Raw genomic sequence first — 15,585 nt, forward strand, 5'->3', positions numbered from 1 at the left:
CAGTTCAATCTGTTTGATGGAGCTTTTTTATTGAGTACGAAAGTGAAAAGAGGGCAATTAATTTGAGGTAGGTGGTGAATGAGAACTATTTTGATAGAACGTTTCCAAAGTAGTTGAAAACTCATAATCAATAAAAAGCTGTTGTTCGCTGTTAAAATGCAGATGATAGCCCTGTCAAGCGAAAGTTAAAATGTCCTAAAACCAAGGCTCACATTAATGCAAGCTTTTACTTCGCAAAAGCTTGCATTAATGTGACCGAATTTGTTAAAATTAGTCTTAAGCTGTTTGTTCAGCTTCGTACTCTTCGAGTGTTTTTCCGACACTGCGAAGATATCTTTTGAAAGATTCTAGTTTCCACGGGTGAGATTGTGGGGGAATATACTGGCGTCTTTCTTTTTTTTGCTCTGGAATCGGATCAAACTCTTGTGAGTAGTAGTCATGTTCTTTCAGTCTCCTTGTTGTGTATATTTTTTCAGCTATATTTACATAGATATCTCCGTTAAACGCTTCGATAACCAACACCTTTGATCTTCGCGTGAAGTAGTTGTATTTTGCAAGACTTTTCTACACAACAGGAGGTGCGGACATAATCTTGGACAACTATAAGTCAGGAGAATGTCCATGTACTCTTACGAAGAAAGAATGAAAGCTGTAAAACTTTACATCAAATACGAACACTCTTTGGCGTCAGTCATTCATGAATTAGGCTATCCTTCTTCAAAAGCTTTATACAAATGGTTTAAGGAATATGAAGAGAATGGTGATCTTTCTAAGACTTCAAAAAGAAAACGTGAATTTACGCAAGAAGAAAAGCAGTTTGCTGTTAATCACTATATCGAATACGGTCGCAATTATTCTAGAACTGTTCGCATGTTGGGTTATCCAGATAGAAACATTCTTAGCGATTGGTGTAAAGAACTTGCACCTGAAGCTCGTAAAATCAGGCGAAGTAAGTTAAACTATTCTCAAGAGCAGAAAAAAGAGGCCGTTATCCATCTTGTGAGCCGAGAAACCTCTGTCCACAAAATTGCTGAGCGCCTGCAGGTCACCCGTAAAACGCTCTATGATTGGAAAGAGGAGCTCATCGGAGAGGAGCTTCCACCTAATATGACGAATATGCCTGATAGCCCTCAACTAGAAGGGTTGAAAAATGAAGTTGATGTTTTAAAACAAGAAGTTTATCGACTACGAATGGAAAAAGATATCTTGGAAAAGTCTGCCGAACTTGTAAAAAAGAATGGGGCATCAATCCAAAACATTTCTCCAACAAGGAAAAAACAAGAGTGATTGATGCATTAAAAACCTTTTATCCATTGGCACTTTTACTAGAGAATTTGGATTTAGTTAAGAGTAGTTATTATTACCACAGAAGTCAGGCTAAGCTTCCGGATAAATATGCTGATCTAAGGGTAATGCTTAAAGATATTTTTATTGAAAGTCGTCGTACGTATGGCTATCGTCGTATGCATGACGTTCTAAAAAAGCAAAATATTGTTGTTTCCGAGAAAGTTGTTAGACGGCTTATGAAGGAAGAAAAACTCATTGTTCATTCAGTAACTAAAAAGAAATATAGTTCATATGCAGGTGAAATTACTCCCGCGACACCTAACCTTATTCAACGAAATTTCAAAGCTGAAGCACCTGACAAAAAGTGGTTGACAGACATTACAGAATTTCGTATTCCCGCCGGAAAAGTCTATCTATCGCCCATTATCGATTGTTTTGACGGGGCCTTAGTTAGTTGGACTATCAGTACACAACCAAATGCGGAGCTCGTTAATAGTATGTTTGATCAGGCACTTGATACACTCGCTGATAATTCAAAGCCAATCATACACTCTGATCGCGGAGCTCACTACAGATGGCCAGGTTGGATTGAAAGGATTAAAACCAACGGTTTGACACAGTCCATGTCTAAAAAAGGATGTTCACCGGATAACTCGGCTTGCGAAGGGTTTTTCGGTAGACTTAAAAATGAGTTCTTCTATGGCTTTAAATGGGACAATATTTCAATTGACGCATTCATTGAACTACTTGATGATTACCTGCATTGGTACAATAACAAAAGAATAAAATTGTCTCTAGGCGGTCTCAGTCCGATTGATTACAGAAAGAAACTAGGTTTAATTGCTTGAAAAAGTCCAAAAAAACATCCGCACCTCCTCTTATGTATTTTTATCTTGCCATAAACAGTAGTGCTCTTCACTGCCTTCCGTAGGCAGGTAGTAGTTGTTTTGATACCGAATATGATGCCCACTATCCACTTTTCTATTCGCTACTCGTGCTAATAATAAATTGATTTCTGATTTAGTTGGTGCGTTTTCATAGATGGATTCCTTCGTTTTATTGCCAAACTTCTTATTGAAAGTCCTAATCCATTTCGTTAAAAAGTGATTGGCTTCCTCCATAGATTGTATTCCAGCTAAGTCTAAATCTACAGGAAGTCGTGATTGAACAGTCCCGTTTAAGCGCTCTACGCGGCCTTTAGCTTGTGGAATAGAGGAGGTTTTAATCTCAATACCGAGTTGATGACAGGCAAAACCAAACTGGGTAAAGGTATCTTCTTCGACCGCTTTCATGGCTTTTGATGTGTATTCGAAAACCGTTCGTTTATCTGTTAAAAAAGCTAAAGGGATGCCTTGTTTCGTTAGGATCTGATTGAGCACATGATAATAGCCATTGAGTGTTTCTTGCATATCGAAATAAGCCCCGACGATATTACCAGAAGCGTCATCAATAGCTAAATGGAGATGTGTCACCTCTTTACCAAACCAGTTATAGGAGCTGGCATCCATTTGAATAAGCTCCCCCTGATATTTCTTTCTAGGACGGCTAGGGTGACTTTTTTCGGGTAACTCCATTTGATCTTCGGCTCTTGGAACCAGTGGGTTATAAGACCCTTTTTTACCTTTCATTGATTTAGCTTTGATTCGAGCATTTATTTTCTTACGTGTTTTTCTTTGAGCCTTAGGTGATAGAATATCAGCATGATATAAAATATGACGAATGGTCGTATCGGTGTAACAGATAGCATGATCCTCCTTCAAAATTTCAGTAAAATGCTTCACGTTAGGCTTTATCTTAAAACTTTGATAGAGCTCGATCACTTGTCTTTTTATTTCCTCTGGCACGGCGTGCCTAGCTGTTTTTCCTCTGTTGCCGTGTGAAAAAACAGCTTTTCCTCCTTCTTGATAGTCTTGAATCAATCTGTTGACTTGCCTCATCGAGAGCCCAAGTTCAACACAAGCTCTCTTTTTTTCCTTTCTTTTTTCTGCCACAGCTTTTATTACTTTATATTTCTTATCTTCATTCATCGTTAGTATTATCCTTTTCATGATTTTATTTTATCATTTTGGGACATTTTATGCTTCGACCTACTTAGGACATTATCACGTTCGAACGATATCGCTGTTAAAATGCAGATGATAGCCCTTGCAAATAAAAAACAACTGCGTTATAATTGAAAATGTAATAGATTTTGTTTTTAAAAATGAGAAAGTTGATTTTATGTCACATCAATAACTAATCAAGAACGACGTTTATATTTGTATAAATGCACTTTGATCGTTGAGTTACATAAATAGACCTCTATAGAAAAAAAGATCTGTTGCAATAAGATATAGTGGAGGTAGTTAGTTATGGAAAAAGGAACTGTAAAATGGTTTAACGCTGAGAAAGGTTTTGGATTTATCGAAGTTGAAGGCGGAGACGATGTATTCGTACATTTCAGCGCAATCACTGGCGATGGTTTTAAAACTTTAGAAGAAGGACAAGCGGTAGAATTTGAAATTGTTGAAGGCAACCGTGGACCTCAAGCAGCTAACGTTGTTAAATTATAATTAAAAAATCAAAAAGAATGGAGACTTCATAGTTTCCATTCTTTTTATCGTTTTACATTAACATAAAAAAGATATACTCCGAAGAGTATATCTTTTTTATGTTATTAGGGAACAATTACCCTTTGCGTCTTCCAGTAATGAAAGAGAAGATTAAAATTAGAACGATAGCACCAATCAGCGCTGGGAAGATGTAAAATCCTCCGATATTCAAACCCCATTGTCCTAATAATGATGTACCTAACCAAGATCCGATAAATCCAGCAATGATGTTACCAACGATACCAAACGGTACGTCGCGTCCAACGATCATCCCAGCAACGGCTCCTAAAATACCACCAACGATTAATGACCAAATAAATGACATAAGCTCCACTCTCCTAAGAAATAAAGTATTTGTAATGAACTATTACAATACCTAGTATAGACACAAATAGTTCAAAGTTCAAAGGATATGCTCACATCACATGGAAAGGGGAAGAAAAATATTAATCTTTACTTGTGATTTCTAGTAATTGATCGCGCAGAGTAGTCTCCATAGTGGTTAACTCACGTTCTGCTTCTTTACGTTTGATACGGCCTTCTTTTTGGATTTCCAAAGTTTGTTGCAGCGTATCGATCAGGTCAGTTTGAGTTTTTTGCAAGGTTTCTAAGTCAATAATACCTCGTTCATTTTCTCTAGCTGTTTCAATAGCAGAAGTTTTCAATAGTTCAGAGTTTTTCTTTAATAAGTCATTAGTGGTTTCAGATACTTGGCGTTGTGCTTCAACAGCATCTTTTTGTCTCAATAGGGTCAATGCAATAACAATTTGGTTTTTCCATAAAGGAATAGCGGTATTGATAGAAGATTGAATTTTTTCAGACAATGCTTGGTTTGTATTTTGAATCAAACGGATTTGCGGAGCTTGTTGGATCGTCATTTGACGAGCTAACTTCAAGTCGTACACTCGTTTTTCAAGACGATCAAGAAATTGATTCAAATCATTTACATGTTGAACATCCATTTGATCAGAACTGTTTTCTGCTTTTGCTACAGCTTCAGGAATCAACTTAGTTAAAAGTTCTTCTGCTTTTACTTCACCGGCAGCAATGTAGATATTCAACGCTTCAAAATAGTCTAAGTTTTTTGTGTACAATTGTTCCAACATAGCGTTATCTCGCAACAGCAAATCTTTTTCTTTGTTTAACTTACCAGCGATTTTATCGACTTGAGCACCGATTTTTTGGTATTTAGCGGTTACTTCATATATCGAGCGATTGATCTTCCCAAAAAGTTTCTTGAAAATATTGTTGTCTTCAGCTCTTAAATCATCTGGGTTAGCTTCATTCAAACGATACATCAATTCATTCAAGGTTTCTCCAATATCTCCAGTATCTTGATTTTGGACATGATCCAGCATGGAATGAGAAAATTCCCCTAGTTTTTTTTGCGCAGCTGCACCATAAGACATGACCGATTCAATATTGCTTTCGTCGATTTGACCGGCTAATGCATAAGCTTGCTGTTGTCTTTCTTTAGGCAGTTTATCGACCAAGCGTTCAGTCTTTGTTTCTTTTTGTACATCATTCTCAATAGAAGGATCTGCAGCTACAGGAGCTGCAGGTGTTTGGAATGGATTAGCTAATAAACTCTCTAATTCAACGTTTACATCTTTGACCGTTGATGGCGTTTCGTTTTCATGCGTATTGAATGATTCTTTGTTTGTATCGACCATACTCTCAACTCCTAATATTATAGTTCCTCATCATTGATTTCGTCTGTGGAATGATTATCTCTTGTAATGGCTTTCTTTGCAAGTTCCATCTCTAATTCTATGTCTTCAATTTCTTCAGATTTGAAAGAGACGTAATCTTTAGCAATCAGATTGCACATACCATCAATCGTTTCGGCACTTTCTGCTAAAACAGAAAAAGTTGATTTGTGCTTCACTTCATGATTATCCACCTCAATGTATTTAGCGGTCAAATCTTTTAACGAAGGAAGGTGCACGTATAAGAATTTATCTACTTCATGCAAGCGTTGAGGTTCTTCAGTGATTTCTTTAAATAAAGCTTTGGCTAAATGGATCGTATTGTTGCGTTTTTCAATAGCAGTCAGCTTAGTAGATTTGCGCATATTTTGTTCTAGTTCTAATATATTAACTTTTGCCGTTTGCATCGTTTCTCTAAAAAATTTCATTTCATCCTTAGAAAGTCCTTTGGATTTATAAAATGCTTCTTTTTCGGGAGTCAATTTCCGGAGTCGCTGCACTTTTGTTTTTGCCGGCTTATCTGATTTGTCTTTTTTAAAGTATAAAAAGCTTCCGATAATCAAACTGATGATCAAAGATGGCCAAAAACCAAAATCAAATACCAGCAAGACTAAGAAAACAACAATGGTACTTGCAGTTGTAAAAGTATATTTCAAAATATCTCCAAAATTTTTAATAAAATTATCCATTTTTTGTCCACCTCTTAAAAATAGTTTAAACACATCTCTATTAGTCATTTATCTTACATTTATTCTAGCATAAAAAGCAGTTGAAAATATATGCGACTTAAGAATGAATTATTACTCTAAGTATAAAGCAAACTGGGGATTCTTTCGACTGTTAAATATTCTAGTTCTTGTTTTTTTCAGAGTTCAACGTTATCATAGAACGAGATGTTGACAAAGGGAGGAAAAGTCATGAAATTTGAAGAAAAGACATTATCCAAGGAATCTATTTATAAAGGGAACATTACAGAATATACAGTAGAATCTGTAGAGTTGCCCAATGGAAAAGTGTCTACGAGAGAAATCGTCAGACATCCTGGAGCAGTCGCGATCATGCCGTTTACCTCAGAAGGAAAAATGATATTCGTAGAACAGTTTCGTAAACCGATTGAACAAACGATTTATGAAATTCCTGCCGGAAAAATAGACGATACAGATACTGATCCGGAAGAAACAGGGGTCAGAGAGTTAAAAGAAGAAACAGGATATTATGCCCACGAGTTCGAGTTCGTAAAAACGTTCTATACGACTCCTGGTTTTACAGATGAAGTGATTCATTTGTATCGAGCTTCGTCTTTAGAAGAACAAGAAGAAGCAGCATTAGATGAAGATGAATTTTTAGAGTTGATCGAGCTGTCTTTTGAAGAAGCTTGGCAAGCTTATGAAGATAGCAAAATCATTGATGCTAAAACCATCATGGCTTTACTTTATTGGAAAATCGAATTGTTGCAAACCAACAAAGAGGGTGAGAACAATGGGTAAAAGTTTAAGAGAGCAAGAAAGAGAAAAGCAGCAGCAAGAATTGAAAGCTCAAAAAGAACGGGAAAAGAAACGGTTAAAAGCTGAAAAGAAATACCAAAAAGAAAGAGAAAAACAAGGATTTGCTACTAAAAGCCGTAAAAGTGAAAACGATAAAATAAGAGATGCTGGAAAGAAACTTAACTTAGCCATATTGGCAGTGGCTGCTTTACTGGCAATCGTTTTAGTGATTGTTTTTGTTGTATAAAAAATAGATGCGTCCTAGACATGAGGAGAAAATAGAGTATGAGAATCGGTATCATTGGAGCAATGGAACAAGAAACCATTACATTAAAAAGTAATTTAACAGATCGTCAAGATTGGTCTACAGCAGGAGCAAATTTTTCTTCTGGAAAGATGTGGGGTCATGACATTATCTTAGTTCAATCAGGAATAGGAAAAGTCAACGCTGCGATAGCAACTACATTATTGATCAATGATCACCAGGCAGATGTTGTATTCAATACAGGTTCTGCAGGCGCGATTGATGGAAGTTTAGCGATAGGGGACGTTGTGATCTCTACTGAATTAGCTTATCACGATGCTGATGCACGTGCTTTCGGCTATGTTATGGGACAAGTTCCTCAAATGCCGGCGCGTTATAAAGCTGATGAACAAATGATCGAAATTACAGATAATGCTGCGAAAAAAGTCGGATTGAAATCAGTTAATGGTGTTATCGTAACCAGTGATTCATTTATAGCGGATAAAAACGTCATCAAAGAGATCAAAGCGAACTTCCCGGATGCTCTTGTTTCAGAAATGGAAGGAGCCGCTGTAGGGCAAGTATGCTACCAATTCAATAAGCCGTTTGTAATCGTACGAGCTGTTTCTGATACTGCAGATGATGAAGCAGGAGTGGTCTTTGACCAATTTATTATTGAAGCGGGTAAAAAATCAGCAGAGATGGTCATTGAAATCATCAAAAACATCTAAAAGAAGATGATCAAAAAGGGCACAGCGTTTTGCTGTGTCCTTTTTGGCGTTTTGTTTAAAGTTTCTTCTGAGCGATTTCATTGTAAATAGAAAAACCGTTTTTTTGGTAAGTCTCTTTTGCAATCGTGTTATTTGCCCAATAATGCAGTTCCACATACGGGATCTTTTTTTTCTTTCGCATAATCATCTGCAAATTGCAGCAATTCACTGCTGAGACCTTTGTTTTGGTAATCCGGCAAAACGGCTATATGTGAAATATATAATCGTGTATAGCCATAACGAAAAGGAGTTTCTTTGATTTCTTGTTCGCTTAACCATAAATAAGCACTGACAGGTTGATCCTGTTTTGAATCATCCAGCCACAGAAAAACCTTTTCTTTTGGATTTTGAAAAACTGTTTCAAAATGCTGAGCTATTGATTCCTCATCATATGGTTTGAAAAAATCAGGGTATAATGCACGATGTTTTTCTTGCATGGTTTTTCCCAGCTGTCCCATCAAATTAAAATCTTTTGTTTCTTTGATTTGCATGTTTAAATCACTCCTGTATAAATTAAGAATTAGGAGAAAAAGCGTTTAAAGAATGACTTTTTCTGACTTTTTTGTTGAGGCTCACTCTTTAGAGGAAGAGGGTATTTCTCAGCAAGGTCAATAATGGGTTCATCTACAGCAGTCGAAGCAGTATAAATGATTGCATAAGGGGTGGTTTGTGCATATTCATTGGCTATTAGAGTGAATGGAATCCCCATATGTTTACTTTCTTTGATATAGCCGTCAAAGAAACTCATACCAAATGTACCATTCAACAGCAAATGGCCATCTGGATGTTTTTGAAATTCATCTTGGAAAGCTTGAAGTGCATTCTCTTGGGAAAGCTGCTCTAGTCGTGCAGTCAAATAAACTCTTTCTCGTAAACTGCCCATGAATTCTTTTCGTTCTGAAATCAACGTTTGTTTAACACCATATTGTCCTTTTTGCAAGTAATCATTGGCATCTTTATTGACCATGTATAACACCTCATTCAAAAATAATTCGTCTCGTTACCAATAGTACCACATTTTGCTGATTAAAAACAAAAACTGGGACGTAGATAAATGAAAACACAAGTGTGAAATAAAGGGGAAACAAAAAAGCTTGGAAATCTATGAAAGATTTCCAAGCTTTTAAGAAAGATCGTCGAATGATTCTTATTATCTTGAGTAGTACTCAACGATAAGAGTTTCGTCGATTTCAGCACTCAATTCTTCACGTAATGGAAGACGAGTTAATGAACCTTCTAATTTTTCTTCGTCAAAAGAAACGAATTCTGGACGACCAAATACAGATTCAACAGCTGCTTTGATGATTTCCATGTTTTTAGATTTTTCACGAACTGAAACTACTTGTCCTGGTTGAACGCTGTATGATGGAATATCAACACGTTTGCCATCTACAAGTACGTGACCGTGGTTTACTAATTGACGTGCTTGACGACGAGTAGTAGCTAAACCTAAACGGAAAACAACATTATCTAAACGTTGTTCTAAAAGGATCATGAAGTTATCCCCATGTTTTCCTTCTTTGATAGTACCAGCTTTTAAGAATAGGTTGAAGAATTGACGTTCATTTACACCGTACATGAAACGTAATTTTTGTTTTTCTTGTAATTGCAAACCGTATTCAGATAATTTTCTACGGCTGTTTGGACCGTGATCTCCAGGTGCGTAAGGACGACGTTCGATTTCTTTTCCTGTACCAGTTAATGAAATACCTAAACGACGAGATTTTTTCCAACTTGGACCTGTATAGCGTGACATTATAAAATTCCTCCAATGAATAATTTTTTGGAGTAAAATAATTAAGTTAAAAGTTCAGTAATACGTGCAGTTCATTTTCAATCTTCACCTTTGCAGCCGCAGGTTACACAATTGGACTAAACTAAAGATTCAACTCTTTAGGCAATGAACTGTTGACGCGGTTACCACTTTTTTTGCTGCATTATTTTACACAACCAGTAGTATACCTTACGAATCAGTGAAACGTCAAGTGTTTCTCTGTTTTGATGTCAATATAAGTGTTAAGAAAAAAAGAACTTTTAATTGACCGCATTCATTAAAATAGCCGCAAATTCTTCCAGGTATTTTTGATCGATTTCATCGAATCTTCCAGTTATAGGAGCATCGATATCCAATACACCGATCAAGTCTCCGTTTTTCGTTTCAAGAGGGACAACGATCTCAGATTGACTCGCTGCATCACAAGCAATGTGTCCAGGGAACTGATTAACGTCTTCCACTACGATGGAATGATTTTGCTCAAATGCTGTTCCGCAAACACCTTTTCCAGGTTGGATTCTTACGCAAGCTGCTTTTCCTTGGAACGGTCCTAAAACCAACTCTTTAGAAGCCTCTTCAAATAAATAAAAACCAGACCAATTGATTTGAGGTAATGTTTCATAAAGCAAAGCAGATGCGTTGCTCAGGTTAGCGATCAAGTTAGGTTCTCCGTCTAACAAAGCACGGAGTTGATTGTTCATTAATGAATAGCTGCTTTCTTTTGACATATGTGGACTCCAACTTTCTTTTTAGGAACGCGTTAAAGATTGTTCCAGAATTTTTTTATTTCTATGTCAATGATAAATGAAAATGTCCCGATTTTATTCAAATTTGAGTTAGGTTCACTGTCATTATTTCGTTGATCCTATTCCTGGCAAAACTACCGCGCTACGCTTGGTAAAGTTGATTCAGGAAATGGCTTCGAAAACCACGAAGCCATTTTCTGAATCAACTGAAATTAGCGTTCTAAATCTATTTTCTAGTTAAAAACTTGTATTCATGTTCTAGAATTGGTTTTAAGAGCTTCCTTTTGGTTTTTCTTCCGAAGATAGCGATCATAAGATGCTTTTTTCCAAGGATGGCTCATTGGAGGGATATGCACCTGCATCTTTTTACGTTCGATTGGCTTATCGAATTCTTTTGAAACTTTTTCGTGAAGCGGAATTTCTTTTAACATGAAAAGTGAATCCTGATGACTAGCATACAGTTGATTTTCTTTAGTATGAATAATCATTAACTTCGTTTTTGGGGCCAATAAGACGTGCTGATTTTGATTATATAAATGATATAACTTGTTCTGATATTTGAGTGCGTGTCCCTTCTGGACAACTCGGTGTGAAAAGCGAGCCAGTATATAATCTAAATGGATATCTTTTGGTAGCTTTTCAAAAACACTTTTGGTATCGTTTAGCTGTAAAGCAAATTTGGCGTTATATGTAGGAATATAATGTTTCAAAAATTGGTTTGCTTCTTCAATGGATTGGATATTTTTTAAGGCCATTTCATTTAGGAGACGATCTTGGAGGGTATTCCATAATCGTTCAATTCTTCCTTTTGCTTGAGGAATACTTGTTGTGGTTAACTCTATTCCCAAGTTATGGCAGGCATATCCATATTGTGTAAAAGTGTCCTTCTCTTCTGAAGGGCTCTTTTCTTGTTTATAGTGAAAGATGGTTCGATTATCCGTCAAAATATTATACGGAATACCGTAGGTAGTCAGACACTGATGTGTTACTTCGTAATAGGCATCTAATGTTTCTTCTTTATCAAAGTAAGCCCCAACCACGATTCCAGTGGCGTCATCTATAGCAGCGTGGAGATGCGCATATTTTCCGTTTTGAAACCAATCGTGTCTTGAAGCGTCCATTTGAAGCTGTTCACCTTTATATTTCTTTCGTGAGCGGCTAGGATGAGCTTTCACAGGATCTACGTATTCTAATTCATTTAAAACTTGGCTCTCTTTCTTTGTTAGTAGTTGGTCAGACCGTTCTTTCTCTTTTAATTCTTTGCGCTTCGTTCGTTGTGTTTTTTTAGAAGCACGAGGAGAAAGAATATGTTTTTGATATAATAAATTGCGAACGGTCGTATAAGAGACGGTTACTTGTTCTTCCTCCTGCAGTTTTTCTGTAAAATGGAACAAATTAAAACCATCATATTTCTTTCTGTAGAGTCGAATAATCTTTTGTTGGGTTTCTTTTGACAACGTTGTAGCGGGAGTTCGTCCCTTGTTCCCATGCTTAAAACCTTTTTTTCCTTGCGTTTTATAGCGATTAACCAATCGGTTAATCTGCCTACGGGATAAATCTAGTTCAATCTCTGCCCGCTCCTTTGAACACTGACCATTACATACTTTTTTTATGACTTCATATTTTTTGTTTTCAAACATAGTTAATTCTGCTCCCATTCTATCTCTCCAATCCAATAAGATTAGAGTAACGTAGTTATGGGACATTTTCATTTGTTATTTATTAAGACATTATCATTTGTTAATGACAGATTGTTCCAGAATTTTTTTATTTCTAGTGTTAGAAATTTTTCATTATGTTATACTAATTAATAGGTATTTTACTAGGAAAAATGAAAAAAATCCATCCCTTATGCATAAAAGTGAAACGAACGGATAAAACGGGTGGTTCATTTCAAACGGAGGGCTCTACACATGAAAGTTGAAATTATCATAGCTGTTATTCTTCTCTTAGCAGTAGCTGCTTTTATTTTCAGTTACATAACGAGGAAAAAACATTATCGAATAGTAGATCAATTAGAAGAACAAAAAATCCAGTTGTTGGATATGCCGATAGTGGATGATGTACAAGTCATCAAAACACTGAAGTTGACAGGACAAACAAAAGAAAATTTTGAAAAATGGGAAAATGAATGGAAAAAGGTAGAGACAGTTTCTATACCCGAAATCGAAAACCATTTATATGAAGCAGAGCGTGCTGTTGATAAGTTGCGGTTTAGTCACGCAGGAAGTTTAGAAGAAAGTGCCAAAAGCAAGCTTGATGAAACAAAACAAACCTTGCTGTTGATCCAAGATGCTTTGACAGAATTGGTGAGAGGCGAAGAAAAGAATAAAGAAGAATTAAATAGAATCAAAGAAACCTATCAAACGATTCGCAAGAAGTTGTTGACTCAAAGTTTCAGTTTTGGTCCGGCTCTAGAGCAATTGGAACAAAAACTGACTTTACTGGAAACGGATTTTTCGCTTTTTTCTGAGTTTACTTCTCAAGGAGATCACATCGAAGCCAAAGAGGTTCTAGAAAATGTCAATGCTAAGACAGAGACTTTAAATGCTTATATCACTGAAGTCCCTCTTTTATTGAAAGAAATCAATGGAGAGTTCATTGAGCAATTAAAAGAAATCAAAACAGGTTATGACATGCTGAAAGAAGAAAACTTTCAATTTCCAGAGGACAATATAGAAAGTAAAATTTCTGAAGTTGAACAAGAAAGAGCGGCTGCCGGAAAATTAGTTGGACAATTAGAAATTGATGCTGCTAAAGAAAAACTTCCTGTCATAGAAGAAGAAATCGATCAATTGTATGATGTTTTAGAAAAAGAAATGAGCGCCAGCCAATATGTAAATGACCATCAAGAAAAATTGGAACAGCTGATTGCTTACTTAACACGCAAAAACAGTAAACTGCTGATCGAAATCGATCGCGTATCACAAAGCTACAAACTGAATCATGACGAGCTGAAGCGGACACAAGGCTTTAAAGATCAATTAGATGAAGTAACGGAAACAGTTCGTTATTACATAGAAGGTCTTCAAAATAAAGCTGTGGTATATTCCGAAGCTCAAGAGACATTTGAGAAGACGTTGGAAGAACTAGAAGACATCGATAAAAAACAAAATGACATTGCGCAGCAGCTGAAAGAATTGCGTAAAGAAGAAACGCATGTCAAACAACTGATTGATGATTTTGAATTTAATATGCGCGGTATGAAACGCTATATTGAAAAACAACATTTACCTGGTCTGCCGGCAGAATATATGGATCTGTTTTTTGCAGTGACGAAAAAAATCGAGAACTTGTCGGTTGAAATAAATAAACTGAGAATTGATATGGATGAGATCAAAAAAATGGCTGATTTTATTGCAGACGATGTGGAACTGTTGATTGATAAAACAGAAGAAATAGTGGATACAGCGTTGTTGACAGAATATATGATGCAGTATGCTAATCGTTACCGTCAAAGCAATCCTCAAATTGCTTCAGCTGTTCAAAAGAGTTCTGCTTTGTTCAGTCAAGAATATGATTATCGAGAAGCATTGGAGACGATCTCGACTGCTTTAGAAGAAGTTGAGCCTGGTGCTTATAAAAAAGTAGAAAACACGTATTTCAATGAAGTCAAACCATCAGAATAGGAATGGAAAGCTGAGTGAGGGAAACCGCTCAGCTTTTTTCATGTCATAAGACAGTAAAGTGAAAAAAATAACAAGATGTGTCTAGAGAGTGAAAAAGCTAAATGAAACCTTGTACTTACTAAAGATTTTGTTATAATAAGTAGAGAATTTTTTAACTAATAAATAATTAGTTAAAGTAGAAAGAATGTGGAAAAATGATTTATTTCGACAATAGTGCTACAACTAAAGTTGATGACAGCGTATTGGAGACTTTTATACAAGTGAGTCAAAAAATGAACGGGAATCCTTCCAGTTTGCATCGTTTGGGTGATTTAGCAGATGGATTGCTGCAACAATCAAGAAAGCAGATTGCTTCTTTATTGCAGGTGAAAGATTCTGAGATTTACTTCACCAGCAGCGGAACAGAAGGGGACAATTGGGCGATCAAAGGAACCGCTATTGAAAAAATGCGTTACGGCAAACATTTGATCACTACGTCAGTAGAACATCCGGCAGTCAAAGAAAGTATGGCTCAATTAGAACAATTAGGGTTTAAAGTGACCTATTTGCCGGTTGATGAAACAGGAGTCGTTTCTGTTTCAGATTTGAGAAATGCTTTGCGACCAGACACTGTACTGGTATCGGTTATGGCTGTAAACAATGAAGTGGGCAGCATTCAGCCTATAGATGAAATCGGTGAAGTTTTAAGAGAGTATCCGTCAATCCATTTTCATGTAGATGCAGTTCAAGCTGTAGGGAAAATTCCTTTGGATTTAAGCAGCTCTTCCCGTATTGATCTAGCGACTTTTTCGGGACACAAATTCCATGGATTAAAAGGAACAGGCTTTTTATACATCAAACATGGACGGAAAATCGCTCCGTTGATGAGTGGTGGCGGACAAGAGAAAGGTCGACGCAATGGAACTGAAAATGTTGCCGGGATAGCTGCCATGTCCAGAGCATTGCGTTTACTATTTGACCAACAAGAACAAAAAACAGCCAACCAAAGACTAGTCAGAGATTATTTAATGGATGAATTGAGCAAATATCCTAAGGTTCAATTGTTTTCTACCAAAAAAGGTGCTCCTCATATTATCTGTTTTGGATTGCAAGGCATTCGCGGAGAAGTGAGTGTTCATGCATTTGAAAAGGAAGATATTTTTATATCGACGACCAGTGCGTGTTCAAGTCGAAACAAGACCACTTCGAGTACGTTATCGGCGATGGGTGTGCCGGAAAAAACAGCTACTGGAGCAGTTCGGGTCAGTTTAACAGACACTAATACTATGGAAGAAGCACGACAATTTTTAAAAGCGTTTGATGCTTTATATCAAAATTTTAAAGATATCAAATAGGCAGGGATTTAGAGAGG

The 15,585-nt window shown here is 36.5% G+C and carries 15 protein-coding genes and 2 pseudogenes; 7 read left to right on the plus strand and 10 right to left on the minus strand.

The window, feature by feature from the left end; translation table 11 throughout:
• Window positions 1-276: 276 nt before the first annotated feature.
• A pseudogene (locus LMF32_RS10360) lies at window positions 277-543 on the minus strand (ISNCY family transposase); the annotation flags it as partial.
• A gap of 78 nt (window positions 544-621) precedes the next feature.
• On the opposite strand from LMF32_RS10360, the gene LMF32_RS10365 reads away from it, so the two are divergent.
• Window positions 622-2,135 (plus strand): IS3 family transposase gene (locus tag LMF32_RS10365; RefSeq protein WP_230523472.1). Its coding sequence is split into 2 segments (ribosomal slippage): window positions 622-1,240 and window positions 1,240-2,135, totalling 1,515 coding nucleotides; the frame shifts between segments, so codons are not numbered across the junction.
• 57 nt (window positions 2,136-2,192) lie between these two features.
• Here the strand turns inward: LMF32_RS10365 and LMF32_RS10370 are convergent.
• Window positions 2,193-3,314 (minus strand): annotated as a pseudogene (locus tag LMF32_RS10370) (ISNCY family transposase); the annotation flags it as partial.
• 324 nt (window positions 3,315-3,638) lie between these two features.
• Here LMF32_RS10370 and cspD point away from each other — a divergent pair.
• Window positions 3,639-3,839: a cold-shock protein CspD gene (gene cspD / locus LMF32_RS10375; RefSeq protein ID WP_092479675.1), complete on the plus strand. Its 201-nt coding sequence runs from the start codon at window positions 3,639-3,641 to the stop codon at window positions 3,837-3,839.
• Between the two features lie 115 nt (window positions 3,840-3,954).
• Here the strand turns inward: cspD and LMF32_RS10380 are convergent, their stop codons facing one another.
• From LMF32_RS10380 to LMF32_RS10390, 3 genes are all read right to left on the minus strand, one after another.
• Window positions 3,955-4,203 carry a GlsB/YeaQ/YmgE family stress response membrane protein gene (locus LMF32_RS10380; protein ID WP_092479674.1) on the minus strand — a complete coding sequence of 83 codons (249 nt, stop codon included), beginning with the start codon at window positions 4,201-4,203 and terminating at the stop codon, window positions 3,955-3,957.
• A 121-nt stretch (window positions 4,204-4,324) separates the two neighbouring features.
• Entirely contained in the window at window positions 4,325-5,551 is a 1,227-nt protein-coding gene (locus LMF32_RS10385; RefSeq protein WP_188203841.1) for a toxic anion resistance protein, read from the minus strand.
• Window positions 5,552-5,568: 17 nt separating this feature from the next.
• On the minus strand, window positions 5,569-6,276 hold the full coding sequence (locus tag LMF32_RS10390) for a 5-bromo-4-chloroindolyl phosphate hydrolysis family protein (protein WP_188203840.1): 708 nt from the start codon (window positions 6,274-6,276) through the stop codon (window positions 5,569-5,571).
• A 228-nt stretch (window positions 6,277-6,504) separates the two neighbouring features.
• On the opposite strand from LMF32_RS10390, the gene LMF32_RS10395 reads away from it, so the two are divergent.
• The 3 genes from LMF32_RS10395 to LMF32_RS10405 are packed head-to-tail and all read left to right on the plus strand — an operon-like array spanning window position 6,505 to window position 8,046.
• The gene (locus LMF32_RS10395) at window positions 6,505-7,074 is read left to right on the plus strand and encodes an NUDIX hydrolase (RefSeq protein ID WP_092479672.1); all 570 of its coding nucleotides are present in this window, start codon (window positions 6,505-6,507) and stop codon (window positions 7,072-7,074) included.
• The gene (macP, locus tag LMF32_RS10400; RefSeq protein ID WP_092479671.1) at window positions 7,067-7,318 is read left to right on the plus strand and encodes a cell wall synthase accessory phosphoprotein MacP; all 252 of its coding nucleotides are present in this window, start codon (window positions 7,067-7,069) and stop codon (window positions 7,316-7,318) included. Before LMF32_RS10395 ends, macP begins: the two co-directional genes overlap by 8 nt.
• A gap of 38 nt (window positions 7,319-7,356) precedes the next feature.
• On the plus strand, window positions 7,357-8,046 hold the full coding sequence (locus LMF32_RS10405) for a 5'-methylthioadenosine/adenosylhomocysteine nucleosidase (RefSeq protein ID WP_230524692.1): 690 nt from the start codon (window positions 7,357-7,359) through the stop codon (window positions 8,044-8,046).
• Window positions 8,047-8,174: 128 nt separating this feature from the next.
• Here the strand turns inward: LMF32_RS10405 and LMF32_RS10410 are convergent, their stop codons facing one another.
• From LMF32_RS10410 to LMF32_RS10430, 5 genes are all read right to left on the minus strand, one after another.
• Window positions 8,175-8,576, minus strand: a complete 402-nt coding sequence (locus tag LMF32_RS10410; RefSeq protein WP_230524693.1) for a GNAT family N-acetyltransferase — start codon at window positions 8,574-8,576, stop codon at window positions 8,175-8,177.
• Window positions 8,577-8,605: 29 nt separating this feature from the next.
• Window positions 8,606-9,052, minus strand: coding sequence for a DUF1694 domain-containing protein (locus LMF32_RS10415; RefSeq protein WP_092479668.1), 447 nt, complete (start codon window positions 9,050-9,052; stop codon window positions 8,606-8,608).
• Between the two features lie 183 nt (window positions 9,053-9,235).
• Window positions 9,236-9,841 (minus strand): 30S ribosomal protein S4, encoded by a 606-nt coding sequence (gene rpsD, locus LMF32_RS10420; RefSeq protein WP_092479664.1) that lies wholly within the window; start codon window positions 9,839-9,841, stop codon window positions 9,236-9,238.
• A gap of 278 nt (window positions 9,842-10,119) precedes the next feature.
• Entirely contained in the window at window positions 10,120-10,587 is a 468-nt protein-coding gene (locus tag LMF32_RS10425) for a GAF domain-containing protein (RefSeq protein WP_230524694.1), read from the minus strand.
• A 269-nt stretch (window positions 10,588-10,856) separates the two neighbouring features.
• The gene (locus LMF32_RS10430) at window positions 10,857-12,263 is read right to left on the minus strand and encodes an ISNCY family transposase (RefSeq protein ID WP_230523607.1); all 1,407 of its coding nucleotides are present in this window, start codon (window positions 12,261-12,263) and stop codon (window positions 10,857-10,859) included.
• A gap of 255 nt (window positions 12,264-12,518) precedes the next feature.
• Here LMF32_RS10430 and LMF32_RS10435 point away from each other — a divergent pair, with 255 nt between their 5' ends.
• The gene (locus LMF32_RS10435) at window positions 12,519-14,234 is read left to right on the plus strand and encodes a septation ring formation regulator EzrA (protein WP_230524695.1); all 1,716 of its coding nucleotides are present in this window, start codon (window positions 12,519-12,521) and stop codon (window positions 14,232-14,234) included.
• A gap of 194 nt (window positions 14,235-14,428) precedes the next feature.
• Window positions 14,429-15,568: a cysteine desulfurase family protein gene (locus LMF32_RS10440; RefSeq protein ID WP_230524696.1), complete on the plus strand. Its 1,140-nt coding sequence runs from the start codon at window positions 14,429-14,431 to the stop codon at window positions 15,566-15,568.
• The last annotated feature ends 17 nt before the right edge of the window (window positions 15,569-15,585 follow it).

Source organism: Desemzia sp. C1 (genome assembly GCF_020882875.1).
Lineage (GTDB): Bacteria > Bacillota > Bacilli > Lactobacillales > Carnobacteriaceae > Desemzia > Desemzia incerta.